Annotated in this window: 17 protein-coding genes; 8 read left to right on the plus strand and 9 right to left on the minus strand. The window is 61.6% G+C overall.

Annotated features, from left to right (window positions below; all coding sequences use genetic code 11):
* The first annotated feature begins 137 nt into the window (after positions 1-137).
* Positions 138-1,046: a tetratricopeptide repeat protein gene (locus VMA09_06460; GenBank protein ID HUA33228.1), complete on the plus strand. Its 909-nt coding sequence runs from the start codon at positions 138-140 to the stop codon at positions 1,044-1,046.
* Between the two features lie 181 nt (positions 1,047-1,227).
* The gene (locus tag VMA09_06465; protein HUA33229.1) at positions 1,228-1,689 is read left to right on the plus strand and encodes a universal stress protein; all 462 of its coding nucleotides are present in this window, start codon (positions 1,228-1,230) and stop codon (positions 1,687-1,689) included.
* Here the strand turns inward: VMA09_06465 and VMA09_06470 are convergent.
* On the minus strand, positions 1,686-2,468 hold the full coding sequence (locus tag VMA09_06470; protein ID HUA33230.1) for a DUF169 domain-containing protein: 783 nt from the start codon (positions 2,466-2,468) through the stop codon (positions 1,686-1,688). The two genes, VMA09_06465 and VMA09_06470, sit on opposite strands and share 4 nt — an antisense overlap.
* 211 nt (positions 2,469-2,679) lie before the next feature.
* On the opposite strand from VMA09_06470, the gene VMA09_06475 reads away from it, so the two are divergent.
* Positions 2,680-2,859, plus strand: a complete 180-nt coding sequence (locus tag VMA09_06475; GenBank protein HUA33231.1) for a helix-turn-helix domain-containing protein — start codon at positions 2,680-2,682, stop codon at positions 2,857-2,859.
* A gap of 47 nt (positions 2,860-2,906) precedes the next feature.
* Here VMA09_06475 and purU read toward each other — a convergent pair whose 3' ends face one another.
* Positions 2,907-3,770, minus strand: coding sequence for a formyltetrahydrofolate deformylase (gene purU / locus VMA09_06480; protein ID HUA33232.1), 864 nt, complete (start codon positions 3,768-3,770; stop codon positions 2,907-2,909).
* 36 nt (positions 3,771-3,806) lie between these two features.
* Here purU and rsmI point away from each other — a divergent pair, with 36 nt between their 5' ends.
* The 5 genes from rsmI (at position 3,807) to VMA09_06505 (ending at position 8,429) form a co-directional block, all read left to right on the plus strand.
* Complete coding sequence (gene rsmI / locus VMA09_06485) at positions 3,807-4,682, plus strand: 16S rRNA (cytidine(1402)-2'-O)-methyltransferase (protein HUA33233.1); 876 nt, start codon at positions 3,807-3,809, stop codon at positions 4,680-4,682.
* 208 nt (positions 4,683-4,890) lie between these two features.
* Entirely contained in the window at positions 4,891-5,337 is a 447-nt protein-coding gene (gene aroQ / locus VMA09_06490) for a type II 3-dehydroquinate dehydratase (protein ID HUA33234.1), read from the plus strand.
* A 65-nt stretch (positions 5,338-5,402) separates the two neighbouring features.
* On the plus strand, positions 5,403-5,900 hold the full coding sequence (gene accB / locus VMA09_06495) for an acetyl-CoA carboxylase biotin carboxyl carrier protein (GenBank protein ID HUA33235.1): 498 nt from the start codon (positions 5,403-5,405) through the stop codon (positions 5,898-5,900).
* An 11-nt stretch (positions 5,901-5,911) separates the two neighbouring features.
* Positions 5,912-7,309, plus strand: a complete 1,398-nt coding sequence (gene accC / locus VMA09_06500; GenBank protein ID HUA33236.1) for an acetyl-CoA carboxylase biotin carboxylase subunit — start codon at positions 5,912-5,914, stop codon at positions 7,307-7,309.
* 148 nt (positions 7,310-7,457) lie between these two features.
* Entirely contained in the window at positions 7,458-8,429 is a 972-nt protein-coding gene (locus VMA09_06505) for a DUF1573 domain-containing protein (GenBank protein ID HUA33237.1), read from the plus strand.
* Between the two features lie 176 nt (positions 8,430-8,605).
* On the opposite strand, the gene secA is transcribed toward VMA09_06505, so the two are convergent.
* The 7 genes from secA to VMA09_06540 form a co-directional block, all read right to left on the minus strand.
* Positions 8,606-11,287, minus strand: a complete 2,682-nt coding sequence (secA, locus tag VMA09_06510) for a preprotein translocase subunit SecA (GenBank protein ID HUA33238.1) — start codon at positions 11,285-11,287, stop codon at positions 8,606-8,608.
* 105 nt (positions 11,288-11,392) lie between these two features.
* The gene (gene murI / locus VMA09_06515; protein ID HUA33239.1) at positions 11,393-12,283 is read right to left on the minus strand and encodes a glutamate racemase; all 891 of its coding nucleotides are present in this window, start codon (positions 12,281-12,283) and stop codon (positions 11,393-11,395) included.
* Complete coding sequence (locus VMA09_06520; GenBank protein HUA33240.1) at positions 12,280-13,392, minus strand: hypothetical protein; 1,113 nt, start codon at positions 13,390-13,392, stop codon at positions 12,280-12,282. The genes murI and VMA09_06520 overlap by 4 nt, the downstream gene beginning before the upstream one ends.
* Complete coding sequence (locus VMA09_06525) at positions 13,389-13,841, minus strand: hypothetical protein (GenBank protein ID HUA33241.1); 453 nt, start codon at positions 13,839-13,841, stop codon at positions 13,389-13,391. The genes VMA09_06520 and VMA09_06525 overlap by 4 nt, the downstream gene beginning before the upstream one ends.
* Before the next feature lie 58 nt (positions 13,842-13,899).
* Entirely contained in the window at positions 13,900-14,844 is a 945-nt protein-coding gene (locus VMA09_06530) for a glycosyltransferase family 2 protein (protein HUA33242.1), read from the minus strand.
* Positions 14,841-15,443, minus strand: coding sequence for a ribosome biogenesis GTP-binding protein YihA/YsxC (gene yihA, locus VMA09_06535; protein HUA33243.1), 603 nt, complete (start codon positions 15,441-15,443; stop codon positions 14,841-14,843). The genes VMA09_06530 and yihA overlap by 4 nt, the downstream gene beginning before the upstream one ends.
* Positions 15,440-15,805, minus strand: coding sequence for a DUF309 domain-containing protein (locus VMA09_06540; protein HUA33244.1), 366 nt, complete (start codon positions 15,803-15,805; stop codon positions 15,440-15,442). The genes yihA and VMA09_06540 overlap by 4 nt, the downstream gene beginning before the upstream one ends.
* Between the last annotated feature and the right edge of the window lie 5 nt (positions 15,806-15,810).

Below are 15,810 nucleotides of genomic sequence, written 5' to 3' on the forward strand. Positions count from 1 at the left end.
CTCGCTCGGAATAAATTTCACGGTTCACGCTTAAAATTGGGCTCATATGTAGATTTTTCCGAAGCGTCCGACGATGGCACGTCGATTGCCCTCTTCCGCGCTGGCCTCCGATTCCCGTGGCCAGGGAGGAGAAGGCAATGAAGACATACTTCCTTGGAGTCATCGCATCGCTATTCATCGCGCTGCTGGTCGTCAGCGGATGCCAGAGAATGGCGACCGAAGACTGGATGACCGAGGGCGACAAGGCTCTCTCAGAGGGCCGCACGCAGGAGGCTGAGAAAGACTATCTGCATGCGGTGCGCGTGAATCCGGGCGACTCGCGCGCGCATCTTGCGCTCGGCGGCGTGTATGCGAGCGAGCATAATCTTGCGCTCGCGGAAGAAGAGTTCATGACCGCGGTTGAGCTGAATCCTCACGATTCCGCAGCGCACGCGCAGCTCGCGCGAATCTACTTCGATCAGTCGCGATGGTTCCTCGCGGAGCAGCAATACCGCGCGGCGGTGGCGCTCGATCAATCGCGTGCCAACTATCGTATCGGTCTCGGCCAGACGCTCAGCAAGGAAAATCATCCAGCGCAGGCTGAGCAGGAACTCGTCACAGCAGCGGGACTCGATCCGACCAACGCCGATGCTCACTACCAGCTAGCAGAACTGCTGCGCGCGACACCGGGCCACGAGATCGACGCCCAGTACGAGTACGACCAGGCCCATGCGCTCGACACCAAGTATGTCGATCCCAAGTCAGCTCCTCCTGCCACATCGGACCCCGAAGAATCAGCCGAATCTGCGGCCTCCGCTTCCGACGCGTCCGCAAGCGCGGACGACGACTCAGCTCCGGGCGGCAAACTCCAGTTGAAGCCGGTCAACAAGCGCTTCCTTTTGACGAAGACCGCGAAAGTTTATGAGCAACCCGACCCCAATAGCGATATCGTCGCTACGGTCCATCAGCGTCGGTACATTCAAGTGACCGCGATCGGCGGCGACTGGCTCCAGGTCCGGCTCCGCGACGGCTCGGTAGGCTTCGTTCCGGCAGTCGCGGCCGAATAGCGCAAGTCGACTCGCATATCTGAGTGAAGCTGCCGGCGAGAGCCTGGATCATCCCCGCTCGCCGGCCGCTCCTTTTGCGGCCCCCCAGCTTTTGCCTCGCAGTGCTTCAACCTGACTTCGCGAAGTACCATAATCGCGCTGGCTGCCGCTTCGCGTGTGGTTGACGGCCGCGAGGATCGATATGGCCCGCTTCGACAGGATTCTTTGTCCGGTTGACTTCGATGCTAACTCTGCTTCGGCGTTGCGTATCGCCGCCGGCCTCGCCGAAGAACGCGGCGCGACCCTCCATCTGCTGCATGTCGTTCCGATGCCGCCGGGGCCGGAAGTGGCTTTGCCGTTCGGCAAGATGGAAACGGCGGCACGCACCAAACTCGAACGGCTGGCGGTCCGGAAGCTGGACAAGAGAGTTAACTGCGAAATCCACGTCGCCATCGGCGATCCCGGGCTCGAAACGTTACAGATGGCGAAGCGTCTTCGTGCGAACCTCATCGTGATGGCGACGCATGGTCGGCGAGGCTTGCGTCGGCTGATTCTCGGCAGCGTCGCGGAAAGAGTCGTGCGCGAAGCGCCGTGTCCCGTCCTCAGTATCAAGCCCTCACGAGCCGCCTCGTCCGCAAAATCAAAGCGCGCCCCGGCTGACTAGGCTTTGTCCCTCGACCCGTACGACACCGCGAGCCCGGCGCGGGCGTCGGACTGGACGCCGTATTGCGGGATCGGATAGCGCAAGCCATTGGCGGCGAGGCGCTTCATGCCTTCGATGGTTTTGGAGAGGTAGCTCGGCGGCATCGCCATCAAGAGTTCGTCGTCGAGCACGCCGCCGTACCTGCGCTCGGCGAAGCACGGAATCGAGAGGCTCGGCTCTCCAGTCTTGAGCGCGCGTCCCCATGAATCGGCGCACGACGATTCTCCAACCACGCTCCAGTTGAACTTGCGATAGCCCGACCACTGCAATCCGTTGATCAAAATGATCATTTGTCCCGGCGTCGCGTAGATGAGGCAGATGTCGGGCGGATTGAGCCGTCCTGACACGAGCGGCGACACCGCCATCGCGGTGTGGAGCCCGTAAGGTGCGAGATCCATTGCATCCTGATGCGCGGAAGAGTCCTTGATCGTTTCGTACCACACGCCGGCCATGCCTTTGCCGGAGAGCCATTCCTCGTCGCGCGGATGAAGTCCGATCACTGCGGCGCATTGGGCCCCAACGAGGTCTTTCGCGGTGATGCCGACCGTCCATCCGAGGCGCGCTGCCTGCGCAACAATCTGGTCGGTCGTGTGAATCGATTTGGGGCGGCGAATCTTCGGGATGGCCTCCATCTCCTCGACCGTCGCAAACAGCTTCATCCCAATCGGCGTCGTGCGCAGGCGCAGCAGGCGGTTCAGATCATCGACCAGCACGTTCCAATCATAATTCGCGTCAGCCATCGGCAATGTCCCTCCTCGACGAGCGACATATACCGCATCGCAAGCCGAGCCGTAACTCGTTCAAGTCTGCGACGCGGCCGCGAAATACATCGAAGCAACAATCGCTTCAAGAATTCGGCGCGCTTGCTGTCATGTCATTTCTGACATAGGACGCTACGAATGACCAAGGCTCCTGGCCAGGGCGGTCAAAGATCGCTGGAGCCGCCAGAGCATGACCCAGGAGCAGCTCGGGCGGCTGCTCGGTTCAAGTCAGTCGCGGATCGCAAAGATGGAAGCGGCCGATCCATCGGTCAGTATCGATCTGATGGTTCGTTCGCTGCTCCGGATGGGGGCCAGCCGCAAGGATGTTGCTTCTTATATCGCTGCGCCCGCGCGAAAGCGTGCCACTTAAATCGACGGCTCTGAGGAATGTCACTCCTCGAATAGCGCATCGCAAGGCTAGTCGAACACGATCGTGCGGTTGTGATGGGTCATCACCTGGCGATTCAGATGGGCGCGCACGGCGCGGGCGAGGACTGCTACTTCGAGGTCGCGGCCTTTGCGCGTCAAATCGGCGACGGTGTCGCGATGCGATACTTCCGTCGTGGCCTGCGCGATGATTGGGCCTTCGTCGAGATCTTCGGTCACGTAATGCGCGGTCGCGCCGATCAGCTTCACGCCGCGATCGTGGGCCTGCTTGTAGGGGCGCGCGCCGGCAAACGCGGGCAGGAAGCTGTGATGGATATTCACGATCGGCTTACCCCACGCGCGCAGCAGATCGCCCGAGAGCACCTGCATGTAACGCGCGAGCACGACGACGTCGGCCTTTAGTTCCTCGAGTTTTTCGAGCAGCGCCTGCTCGGCGGTGGCCTTGTTATCCTTGGTGACCTTGATGACCGAGAACGGGATCCCGAACGGCCGCGCGAGCTCTTCGAGATCGGGATGATTGCTGACGATACCGGCGATGTCGCCGTCGAACTCGCCGAAGCGATTGCGGCTCAGCAGATCCATCATGCAATGCGCGAGCTTCGAGACCATGATCACGACGCGATCGCGCCGCGCCACGTCGTACAGGCGCCAATGCAATTTTTCCCACTGCAGCATACCGGACATCGTCGTATCGAGCTCGTGCGCGAGTTGATCGATCGGCAGGCGGAGGCTCTCGAAATGGATGCGCCAGAAAAAGTGACCGTCCTGATCGTCGGCGTGCTGGGCCGACGTGATAATGTTGCATCCCAGGTCATACAGATGACCGGAGACGCGGGCGATGATACCCGGGCGATCGATACACGAGATCAAGAGAATGGCCTTGCCTGCCGCCACAGTCGCACCTCACGAACATCAGTCCCGGCAATTCTAATGAGTGCTCAAGTCGATAAACAGACGGGCCGCGGCGCCGTGCTTTACGTCGTTGCAACGCCGCTCGGAAATCCGGGTGATCTGTCGCCGCGCGCGGTCGAGACGCTTGCTGATGTCGAATTGATCGCATGCGAAGACACGCGTCGCACAGGGAGCATGCTCGCTGCGCACCAGATTCGAACGCCAACCATCAGTTATTACGAGCACAACGAAGAGCGGCGCGTGCCGGAATTGATCGAGCGGATGCGCGGCGGCGCGGCGATCGCGCTGGTCACCGATGCGGGCACGCCGGCGATCTCCGATCCTGGATATCGTCTCGTGCGTGCCGCTCATGAGGCCGCGATTCGTGTCGTCGCGATACCTGGGCCGTCGGCAGCGATCGCGGCGCTGTCGGTCGCAGGGCTTCCGACCGATCGATTCGTATTCGAAGGCTTCCTTCCGCCGCGCGACTCGGCGCGCCGCTCACGACTCAAGGAGTTGGCGACGGAGCCGCGCACTATCGTTTTCTATGAAGCAGCGCGGCGGCTCAGCTCGACGCTCGAAGAAATGAGCGCCGTGTTCGGACCCTTACGCGTCGCGGCCGTCGTGCGAGAGATATCGAAGACCTACGAAGAAATCGCGCGCAGCTCTTTGGACGACCTCGTGCGGCGCTTCAATGAAAATCCACCATTAGGCGAAGTGACCCTCGTTGTCTCAGGCGCGACCGACGACGTTCGTGAGGAAGCGGGTGCCGTTACGCTCGGGATGCTGCTTGAAGCGGGGCTGAGCCTGAAGCAGGCGAGCTCGGTTATCGCCAAGGCGACGGGCCGCAGCCGTCGCGAGGTTTACCAGGAGGCCATCCGCTCGCGCGGCGTCGAAGACACCGAAGAAGAGTAGGCCGGATCACCCGACCGAGGGAATCTGCTCACCGCTTCGACAGGCATCCAAACTGCCCGGTGGATAGGCATCGCCTCCCTCACTTGCAGTAGTCAAGGGCGTGGGATTCAATGCCCTTTAGTATAAGATAGACAGGATGGCGAAGCGGAGGAGAGCGACTTCGGCGGCAGCCGAGCCCGGAGCGCTGACGCGGGCTCGGCAAGGGGCGGTGCTGGTCGTACATGGCCCGAACCTGAATCTGTTGGGTGTACGTGAGCCGGAAGTCTACGGGCGGACGACGCTCGATGACATCGATCGGCAGCTCAAGGCGATGGGAGAGGAGCTCGGACTCAAGGTCGAGACATTTCAATCGAACAGCGAAGGCGCGATCGTCGATCGAATCCAGGCCGCGCGCGGCAAGAGTGATATTTTGCTAATAAATCCCGGTGCTTACACGCATACGAGCGTCGCAATCAGGGATGCGATCCTAGGTGTGGGGATTCCAGCAATCGAATTGCATCTCTCGAACGTCTATAAGCGTGAGCCCTTTCGCCATCACTCCACGATCGCTGATGTTGCAATAGGCAGAATTATGGGATTTGGTGCAGAGAGCTATTATCTCGCGCTTAGAGCAGCGCGGACATTTCTAGACGCTGCCACAAAGGGGAGTAATTGAGCGTGCGTTCAGGCGAAGCCAGGGATCGAAGCCGGTCACTCGCCGACAAGGCGCGCGGAGAGCAGATGGAAACTCGCGATATCAAGGCCCTGCTGGTCCTCATGCGTGACTATGGGCTGGTTGAGCTCGAAATCGAGGATAAGAAGGGCAAGGTCAGGCTCGTGCGCGGCGGTGCTGATAGGGCCGCGCCCGAAGAAGCCGATGGAGCTGGAAGAATCAGCGCGCGAGCAGTCTCGCCGGTCCGTCCCGCGCCAAGAGCCAGGCACCTCGAAGCAAAGACCGAGGACGCCAGCGCGGCTGGCGCCATTGAGCTCGGACCCAATCAGAAATTGATCGAAAGCCCGATGGTCGGAACCTTCTACCGTTCGCCGTCACCCGACACCGCCATGTTCGTCGAGGAAGGGGCGTCGGTTCGCAAGGGGCAGCCGCTCTGCATCATCGAAGCGATGAAGATGATGAATGAGATCGAGGCGCCCGCGGCCGGCCGTATCGTGCGCATCATTGCGGAGAATGCTCAGCCGGTTGAGTACGGTCAGCCCCTGATGATTCTCGAAGTGGCCTGACGGAGGCGGCGATGATTAAGAAGCTGCTGGTCGCCAATCGCGGCACGATCGCAATCCGGATCATTCGCGCATGCCGCGAGTTGGGGATTGACACCGTCGCCATCTACTCGACTGCCGACAAAGACGCGTTGCACGTCAGGATGGCTGACGAGTCGGTTTGTATCGGCCCGCCCGCCGCAGAGAACAGCTATCTGAGTATCCCATCGGTGCTCAGCGCCGCGACGACGTTCGGCGCCGACGCGGTGCATCCGGGTTACGGCTTCCTGTCTGAGAATGGTGACTTCGCGGAAGCATGCCAGCGCTCGGGTCTGACCTTTGTTGGGCCGCGCGCGAGGCATATCCGTCTGATGGGCGACAAGCCGCGCGCCCGGCGCATCATGATTCGCGCCGGCGTTCCTGTACTGCCCGGCAGCGACGGCAAAGGCGTTACCGAACTGCGCGACGCTCAGACCGACGCCAAGCGCCTCGGCTATCCGGTTCTTATCAAGGCTGCGGCCGGCGGCGGCGGCAAAGGGATGCGCGTTGTGCGCGACGCGGACGAGCTCGCGCGGATGTTTCCGATCGCGCAGGGCGAATCGGAAGCGGCGTTCGGCTCGAAGACGATGTATCTCGAGAAGTACCTCGAGCGCGCGCGCCACGTTGAGTTTCAGATCGTTGCGGATAACCAGCGCAACGTGATCCATCTTGGCGAGCGCGACTGTTCGATACAGCGGCGCCATCAGAAAGTTATCGAGGAGTCGCCGTGCCCGGTCCTTACCGATCGGCTGCGGCAGAAGATGGGCAAGGCAGCCGTGCGTGCCGCTTCCGTCGTCGGCTATTCCAACGTCGGTACGGTCGAATTCCTGCTCGCGCCCGATAATGAGTTCTACTTCATCGAGATGAACACGCGGATCCAGGTCGAGCACGGCGTGACCGAGATGGTCACCGGCATCGACCTGGTCAAGGAAAGTATCCGGCTCGCCATGGGCGAGGGACTTTCGCTCAAGCAGAAGCAGCTGACCTTCAGCGGCGCGGCGATGGAGTTCCGCATCTACGCCGAGGATCCCGAGCGGCACATACCCTCACCGGGCGTGGTGTCGAACCATCATTCACCGGGCGGACTCGGTGTGCGAGTCGAAACGGCGCTCTACGACGGCTATCGCGTGCCGGTGCATTACGATCCGCTGGTCGCCAAAGTCATCGTGCACGCAACGACCCGCAAGGAAGTCATCACGCGCGCCAAGGCGGCGCTGCGCGAGTATATGATCGACGGGATCAAGACCAATATCCCGCTCCATATCAAGATCCTGCACGATCCGGATTTCGTGCGCGGCGACTTCGCGACCGATTTCATGCGCCGCTACGAGAAGTCGGCGCCGGTGCCGAACGCGTCGGAAAATGCGCAGGTCGTCACCAGCAAAGCCTCTTGACCGCGGCGCCCATCGCCATAATTGATAGTTGAAGGGCGCCGCGCGCTTCCAATCTCTCAACCCTGGAACGCTCCGCGCAAGAGTTCATCCAAAGATGCGACGACTACTCCTCGCTATGCTCTTAGCCTTGATGTGTGCCGCGCCGGCATTGGCGCAGCTCAGTGAAAACCCTCTCATCCCCGGTGGCAACGACGCGCCTCCCGGGCCGCGGCCCAAGGCTGTCGTCTTGAATCCGCTCTACGACTTCGGCTCCGCGCTGGAAGGCAAGATGGTGGAGCACACGTTCACGCTCAAGAACGAAGGGCAGGGCGCGCTCGAAATCCGCGGCACGAAGACCTCCTGTGGATGCACCGTTGCCTCCCCCAAGCAGACCCATCTCGCACCGGGTGAGGAGACGACGATCGATGTCGGCTTCGACACGCATTTTCAGAAGGGTCACCAGGTCCGCACGATCCTCGCCTACACCAACGATCCTGCAAATCCGACCCTCTCGATGACGATGCAGGGCAACGTCAAGCAGCAGGTGACATCGTCGCCGCCGCAACTCGATTTCGGCGATGTGCGCCAGGGGGCGGGCGCGACCAAGAACGTGACGATAGTCGATCTGCTCGGTGGTAATCCAAAATTCGTGATGGGCCCGATCTCCAATTCGAACAAAGACATCAAGGTCGAGCAGGTTGCCGGCAAGCCGACGGAACTAAAAGTCACGATGCTGCCGACGATGCCGGCCGGCGGTTTCGACGACACGATCAAGGTGACAACGAATCGCGTGCCGCTTCAGATCGATATCTTCGGCAAGGTGACCGGTGATCTCAGCCTCGATCCGGAGCAGGTCTCGTTTGGCATCGTGAAGAGCGGTCAGGACGCGATCCGGATCCTGAAGTTAAGCAACCAGGGCGGGCAATCCGTGAAAGTGCTGAACATCACGAGCAGTGATCCCGCGGTAACCGCCGCCGCGGAGCCAATCACGCCCGGCAAGGAATACAAGATAACGGTGCTACTGCGGCGCGGCGTCCCCGATGGGCAGCTACGCGGCCAGTTGGCGATCAAGACGGACGATCCAAAACAGAACAGTATCGAAGTTCCGTTCTACGCAATCGTCGGCGCGTTCAAGGGGTAGCTTTCGTATTCCTCTCCCTGACCTGACCAGGGGAGATCGTGACCGCAGGTTGATACTTAGTTATCGCCGAAATCGGATTTCTGAAAATCCAGTGGGGCGGGCGTCCGTGCCCGCCCCACTGAGATGTGCGCCTGGCGCGCCTCTATTCTGCAGCCAACATTCGGTGGCGCGAGCCGCTACTTGCCGTGGCAGCGTTTGTATTTCTTGCCTGAGCCACAGGGGCAGGGATCGTTGCGGCCTACTTTGTCGGGTTCGCGCTTGGCGGGTTCCTGGGCCTGCGGTTCAGTCTCGCCGCCGTGGCTCATCATCACACGCTGCGGCTTGGGCTGCTGCTGGATTTGCTCGACGTCCTCCTCGCGCCGCACCTGCACCGAATAAATTTTCTCCACGACGTCGCGCTGCATCGTCGCCATCAGCGACTCGAACATCGTGAAGCCTTCTTTCTGATACTCCGTGAGCGGATTCTGCTGGGCGTAGCCGCGCAGCCCGATGCCTTCCTTCAGATGGTCCATCGCGAGCAGATGGTCTTTCCAGAGCGCGTCGAGCGTCTGCAACATCACGATCTTCTCGATCTGACGCATCACCGGATCGGTGAACTCGATTTCGCGCGTATCGTAGAGCTTGTGCACGCGATCGATCGCGATCTCGATGAGATCGTCGCCCGAGTTTACCGGCGCGCCCTCGGGACCGTCATTGACAGTGAAGGCCGGACGGAACTTGAACTGCTGGAAGAACGCGTCGTCGATCGCCTTCCAGTCCCATTCCCTGGGATCGATTTCGGGGCTGCAGTGCGCGGCGACGATGTCCTCGACGAGGCCGTCGCACAGGTCGAGCACCTCGTCCTTGAGCGTCACGCCGCCCAGCAGATCGCGCCGGCGGTGATAGACCACCTCGCGCTGCTTGTTCATCACGTCATCGTATTCGAGCAGATGTTTTCTAATGTCGAAGTTGTGCGCCTCGACTTTCTTCTGCGCGTTTTCGATCGCGCGCGAGATCCAGCGATGCTCGATCGGCTCGTTGTCTTCCATGCCGATGCGGCCCATCAGGCCTTTCAGGCGATCGGCGCCGAAGATGCGCAGCAGGTCGTCTTCGAGCGACATGTAGAAGCGCGACGATCCCGGGTCGCCCTGGCGGCCCGAACGTCCGCGTAACTGATTGTCAATCCGGCGCGATTCGTGACGCTCGGTGCCGAGGATGTGCAGGCCGCCCGCCTCGAGCACCTTCTCCCGCTCGGCCTTGCACTGCTCGCGATACTTGGCGAGCGCGGCCCGGAAGTTGGGATCCTCGGGATCGCGAGTGCCAACCTCTGCCGCTGCCATTGCCTCAGGATTGCCGCCGAGCACGATATCGGTGCCGCGGCCGGCCATGTTGGTCGAAATTGTCACGGCGCCAAAGCGTCCTGCCTGGGAGACGATTTCCGCTTCGCGCTCGTGATTCTTGGCGTTCAGCACATGATGCTTGATGCTGGTTTTCTTGAGCTTGTCGGCGACGCGCTCGGATTTCTCGATCGATACGGTGCCGACCAGGACGGGCTGGCCGCGCTCGTTGCAGTCCCTGATTTCCTCGATCACGGCGTCGAACTTTTCATCTTCGGTCTTGTAAACCACGTCGTGATTGTCGACGCGAATCATCGGCATGTTGGTCGGGATCACGACCACGTCGAGATTGTAAATCTGCTTGAACTCGACCGACTCGGTATCAGCCGTGCCGGTCATGCCGGACAGCTTTTTATACATGCGGAAGTAGTTCTGGAACGTGATCGTCGCGAGCGTCTGGTTCTCCGACTCGATCTTGACGTTCTCTTTGGCCTCGACCGCCTGGTGAAGTCCGTCGCTCCAGCGCCGCCCCGGCATCAGGCGCCCGGTGAATTCATCGACGATGGTGACCTCGCCGTCTTTGACGACGTAATCCACGTCGCGCTTGAAGAGCGTGTGCGCGCGGAGCGCCTGGTTGCAGTGATGCAGCAGCAGGATGTTGCGCGGGTCGTAGAGATTTTCGACGCCGAGCAGTTGTTCGACGCGCGTCACGCCCTCTTCATTGAGACTGACGGTCTTCATCTTCTCGTCAATCGCATAATGTTCCTCGGCCTTAAGCCGCGGGATGACGCGATCGACGACGTAATAAGTATCGGTGGATTCCTCGGAGGCGCCCGAGATGATGAGCGGCGTGCGCGCCTCGTCGATCAGGATCGAATCGACTTCGTCAACGATCGCGAAGTTGTGCTCGCGCTGCACGTACTCCTCGAGGTTGTACTTCATGTTGTCGCGCAGATAGTCGAAGCCGAACTCGTTGTTCTGCCCGTATGTGATGTCCGCGCCGTAGGCGACCTTGCGCTGCTGATCGGTCAGGCCGTGAACGATAACGCCGACGCTCAGCCCGAGGAAATTGTAAACGCGCCCCATCCATTCGGAGTCGCGCCGCGCCAGGTAGTCGTTGACGGTCACGACGTGCACCCCGCGTCCCGCGAGCGCGTTCAGCACCGCAGGCAGCGTCGCGACGAGAGTCTTGCCCTCGCCGGTCTTCATCTCGGCGATCTTGCCGGAGTGCAAGACCATCCCGCCGATTAGCTGAACATCGAAGTGGCGCTGACCGAGAGTGCGCTTGGCGGCCTCGCGCACGACGGCGAAAATTCGCGGCAGCGCGTCCTGCAAGGCTTCCTCGCGCTGCTCGCGATCCTCGATCGGGCTGATCTTTTCCTTCCATTCGGCGATCTGCGCACGCAGCTCGTCGTCGGAAAGTTTCGAGATCTCCTCTTCGAGGCCGTTGATCTCGGTGACGTAATATCGGAGGCGTTTAACCTCGCGGTCGTTCTTGGAGCCGAAGATCTTCTTCGCTACGTCGGTAAAAGCTGATGCCATGTCAAATCAGGTTTCGTCCACCCGCCGCGGCGGATGACGCATCTATAAGTTTGATTTCCAACCTTCTCATCTTAGCGTGAATCGATCGCTGGCGAGAGAGGGCTTCTAGCGTTCGATTCTAACCGCCGAATCGACCTGCGGTCCAAGGAAGCGGCGGCCGACGCGGGAAAATCGGTCCGGGGTTTCGGTGACGAAGAAGCTCTGCCGTCCCGCGTGGCCCGGGCGGCGCATCAACTTGAGCGCTTTCAGCCGCGCGCGAACTTCCGCTGCGGTCGCCGTCGCGGAATCGACGATTCGCACCTTCGGCCCGAGCACTTGCGCGAACATCGCGGTGAGCAGCGGATAGTGCGTGCATCCGAGCAGCAACGTGTCGATGCCGCTTTGCTTGAGGCTCTCGAGGTAGTGCTCGACGGTAAGCTGCGCGACCTGGTTGTCGGTCCATCCTTCTTCGGCGAGCGGCACCAGGAGGGGACACGCGCGCGTATAAATCTCGGCCGAGGGCTTGAGGTCCTGGATCGCGCGCGTGTACGCGCCCGAGGCGATCGTCGCCTCAGTGCCGATAACGCCGATCTTGCCGCTGCGCGAGGCTTTTACCGCCGCCCTCGCACCGGGTTCGATGACTCCGACGACGGGTACGATGGTCTGGCTCGCGATCGTTTCGAGCGCGACGGCGCTCGACGTGTTGCATGCAATCACGAGCATCTTGATTCCCTTGGCGAGCAGGAACTCGGTGTTCTCTTTCGAGTAGCGCCGAATCACTTCAGCGGTCTTCGTGCCGTAGGGCAGGCGCGCCGTGTCGCCGAGATAGATGAAATCCTCGCCGGGGAGCGCATCGACGAGCGCCTTCAAAACGGTGAGGCCGCCGATTCCGGAATCGAATACGCCGATCGCGCGCTCGCTCGCATGCTGCGCCGACGATACGCGTCCATTGGACGCTGGATTTGCGCGGCCGTTTTGTTTTGCGCGTCGTGCGCTGTCGCCCTGGCGCGGCGTCATTGCGAGTTTGCCTCCGCGCCGCGCGCGAGCTGTTCGCCAAGCACCGACGGCCTTGCGGGAGCAGTGCCGAATACTCGCTGGTGAACGCTCGCGGGTTCCATGCAGAGATAGGCGGGCACTTCAGCGCCAGCAGCTTTGAACTTGTCGGCCAGTGCGCGATAAAGACGCAGCCTGAGCGGAGTGAAAGCGCGCAGGCGACCATCGGGCGCAAGCACATCCTCGCCGCACAACATCGGATCGCTCGGATGCCGCCGGCGAGCCGCCGCGCGCAGGCTCGGCGTCATCCGCAGTCCGCCCATGCTCACGAACGAGATGCGCGCCGGGGGAATTGTGTCGAGGAGTTCATCGATCAGAGTCGAATAGTCGCGCTCCGCGGCCTCGTACGCGATTATCGGATCGAAATGAAACGCGACGCGGTAGCCGGCGTCGAGCACGCGCCGCGCCGCCGCGATTCGCTCGCTCGGTGCGGCGGTGCGATGCTCCGAGCTGCGAAAAACCGCGTCAGGCGAAAGCGTCCACGACACCATCACGCGGCCGCGCGGGTCGATCGTTAACAGGTTGTCGATCTCAGCGGTCTTGGATTTGAATTCGAGCGTCAGGCGCGGCCGCGCCGCGAAGAATTCGATCAAGTCGCGGCTGATCGCCGTGATCGAATCAAATGCGAGCGAGTCGGCCAGCTCCCCCGTGCCGACGCGGAAGCTGCGCGCGGGCGACGCGTACAGCATGCGATCGAGCTCGTCGAACGCGTCACTGTAATTGCTGAAAAGCTGGAAGGCCGGATTGTCGGCGACGTACTCTTGCAGAAAGCAGTAGCTGCAATCCATCGGACAGTTCGAGGCGAGCGTCAGGACCAGGTAGCCGCAGCAGGCAAACTTCGACGAGCCGGCAGGGCAGGCCATCAGGAACGGGCTGCGCCGCCGCATGATCAGCATCCGGCGCTTGGCGGCGCCGAACGGATCGCGATCGGACGCGCGGGGCAGGGCGGCAGCGCGCGCGTCCTCGACATAACGAATCGGCGTCGCATCGCCGCAAGCCGCGGCGACGCGCTCGGCGAGCGCCGAGCCGCGCGACTCCAGGTCGATCATGATTTCGTCGAGATCAAACTTCATTTGCCGCCCAGTTTGTCGAGGATACGCCCAAGCGCGGGCCGGGACGCGTCGAGCACCGCGAGCATCCGCTCCAGTTCCGCCATCGTTCGGAATTTCAAGGCGACGGCTAGCTCATCAGAGCTGAGCGCCTTGGGCAAGACCACCGACACGCCGCGAGGCAGTTTAAGGGCGGCGACTGCAGCGGCAAGATCGTCGGAGGTTTGGCGCAGCATAGGGAATCGGACGGCATTGAGCTTATCGACAAAAGCGCGGGCGCGCCCCGGCGCGGAGCCGGCGTTTTCTATGATCCGCCGCAACGAATCGCGCGCGAGGATTTCGGCCGGCGTGGTCTGCTCACGCACCGATATCTCGTCCAGTTCTTCGATCGTCACGACCAGTTGGCCGGTGCGAAGCTTGAGCGTGCGCGCGGTCTCGAGAATCGCGTCTCGCGACGCGTCGTCGAGCGCCAACCAGCGCTTTAGATGAGTCTCGGGCAGGCGACGGTCCTTGGCGAGCTCCAGGATTTCTTCATTGGTCGACATGAGCAACTCGATCCGCGTCGTTTTGCGAGACAACCACGCGTATCTCGCGGAGCGCGCTTCGCAAATTGTCGTCGGGCTGCGAGCCCCACGTCTGGGATGCTTGTGATGCGATCCGGTCGTAGAACTCCGCGAGACCGATGCGTCCCCGATGGCGCAGTCCGTTCCCATAGATGCGGCATTTCTCGACGAGCACGTCGCCGGCTGCGATTCGCTTCTCGATTGGAAGCCGTTCACAGGCAAGCAGTTTCATCAAGGCCAGGATTCTGAATCTGTCGATAGCCGACATCAGCGAGAGTTGATCGTGATGACCAGCGCGGCGTGTAACGAGGGGTTCATCGAGCAGACCGATTTCGTGGTCGATAAGAATTCGCAACCACAGGTCGTAATCTTCGGCGGCGTTCATCGAATCGTCGAATCCATCGAACCGACGAAACAACTTCGCAGATATGATGACCGCGGATGGGCTGATGAGACAGGTCCGCAGCGACCGAATGAAAATGTCGCCGGCCTGTTTCACGTGCCGCGCGCCGGGATTCACCCGGCGGCCGCCGCGGATCCAGATCTCCTGGCATTGTGCGATCTGATAGGCAGGATTGCGCCGCATGAAGTCGAGCTGGCGCGCGAGCTTGGTCGGCACCCACAGATCGTCCGAGTCGAGAAACGCGATCCACGACGCTCGCGCGAGCTCGACGCCGCGATTGCGCGCCGCGGCAGGCCCTCGATGCTCAGTATGCGTCGCAATCAACCGAGGGTCGCGTTTAGTCAGCTCGCCGAGCAGGCGCGAGGTTCCATCAGTCGAGCCGTCGTCGACTATAATCAACTCGAAGTCAACGTCGGGTTGCGCGAGCACCGAAGCGATCGCCTCGCGCAGCATCGCGTGCCGATTGTAAGTCGGGATAATGACGCTGACTTGCGGAGTCGCCGTGCTCATCGCGAGGCCGCGCGGCCGGAGCGGCGCGGCGAATCTGCCAGCGCGAGAATTTCCGCGCGCAGCTCCTCGATCCCCTCACCGTCGAAAGCCGAGCAGAGAATCGGCTTGAACTTGAGCGGCGCGAAACTGCGAATCACCGCCGCGCGTGCCGAGCGCCGAATCTTGTCGGATTTGGTCGCCGCGATTATTAGCCTCTGCCCATGCTCCGCAGCCATAGCGGCGATATCGAGCTCCTGCTCGCCGGGAACGCGCCGCGAATCCACCAGCAACATGATCGCCGCGAGGTTGGTGCGCCCGGTGAGATACTCCTGCATCATGTGGGCGATTTTGGCCGCCTCGTCATGCGGCATCTTGGCATATCCGTAGCCCGGTAGATCGCAGAGCGCGAGCGCTTCGCCGATCGTGAAAAAGTTGAGCAGGCGCGTGCGGCCGGGCGTTTTCGAGGTGCGCGCAAGATGCTTCTCGCCTGCGAGCGCGTTGAGCAGCGAACTCTTGCCGACGTTGGAGCGGCCCGCGATCGCGACTTCGACGCGATCCCATCGCGGGCATCCGTTTAGCGAGGGCGCCGAGAGCGCAAATTCGGCGTTGAGTTTCGTCATGGAGTCTCGAATTCGATCCGAGGCGGCGCCGCAGCGCTCGACCAGGTTTTCGATTCCAGCTTCGCGAGCTGCGCCGTGAGCGCGCCGCGGAATTCGCGCAGCCGCATCCCGCGATGCCGATCGCTATACGGCGCAAGGAATTTGAGCGCGGCGCGTAGATGCAGAATCGCGCTTTGCACTTCATTTTGCGTCAGCTTGTGATTGGCGACCGCGGCGCGCAACAGGCCGAGATAAAAATCCCAGTCGCTGGTGTCGTCTTCGAGCAGATTCATCGCCTCTTCCATTTCCTCGTGGGCCTCGAAGAACTCGCCACTGTTGAAGAGCTCGACACCGCGGCGAAAATGCTCATCAACCTCGGCCATCGCGG

The sequence above is a fragment of the Candidatus Binataceae bacterium genome (assembly GCA_035508495.1).
Lineage (GTDB): Bacteria > Desulfobacterota > Binatia > Binatales > Binataceae > JASHPB01.

Coding starts and splice junctions, on each gene's coding strand:
- yihA (HUA33243.1), bottom strand. CDS start 15,443: ATGACGAAACTCAACGCCGAATTTGCGCTCTCGGCGCCCTCGCTAAAC.
- VMA09_06530 (HUA33242.1), bottom strand. CDS start 14,844: ATGAGCACGGCGACTCCGCAAGTCAGCGTCATTATCCCGACTTACAAT.
- VMA09_06465 (HUA33229.1), top strand. CDS start 1,228: ATGGCCCGCTTCGACAGGATTCTTTGTCCGGTTGACTTCGATGCTAAC.
- VMA09_06470 (HUA33230.1), bottom strand. CDS start 2,468: ATGGCTGACGCGAATTATGATTGGAACGTGCTGGTCGATGATCTGAAC.
- VMA09_06475 (HUA33231.1), top strand. CDS start 2,680: ATGACCCAGGAGCAGCTCGGGCGGCTGCTCGGTTCAAGTCAGTCGCGG.
- accC (HUA33236.1), top strand. CDS start 5,912: ATGATTAAGAAGCTGCTGGTCGCCAATCGCGGCACGATCGCAATCCGG.
- rsmI (HUA33233.1), top strand. CDS start 3,807: ATGAGTGCTCAAGTCGATAAACAGACGGGCCGCGGCGCCGTGCTTTAC.
- accB (HUA33235.1), top strand. CDS start 5,403: ATGGAAACTCGCGATATCAAGGCCCTGCTGGTCCTCATGCGTGACTAT.
- secA (HUA33238.1), bottom strand. CDS start 11,287: ATGGCATCAGCTTTTACCGACGTAGCGAAGAAGATCTTCGGCTCCAAG.
- VMA09_06460 (HUA33228.1), top strand. CDS start 138: ATGAAGACATACTTCCTTGGAGTCATCGCATCGCTATTCATCGCGCTG.
- murI (HUA33239.1), bottom strand. CDS start 12,283: ATGACGCCGCGCCAGGGCGACAGCGCACGACGCGCAAAACAAAACGGC.
- VMA09_06520 (HUA33240.1), bottom strand. CDS start 13,392: ATGAAGTTTGATCTCGACGAAATCATGATCGACCTGGAGTCGCGCGGC.
- VMA09_06540 (HUA33244.1), bottom strand. CDS start 15,805: ATGGCCGAGGTTGATGAGCATTTTCGCCGCGGTGTCGAGCTCTTCAAC.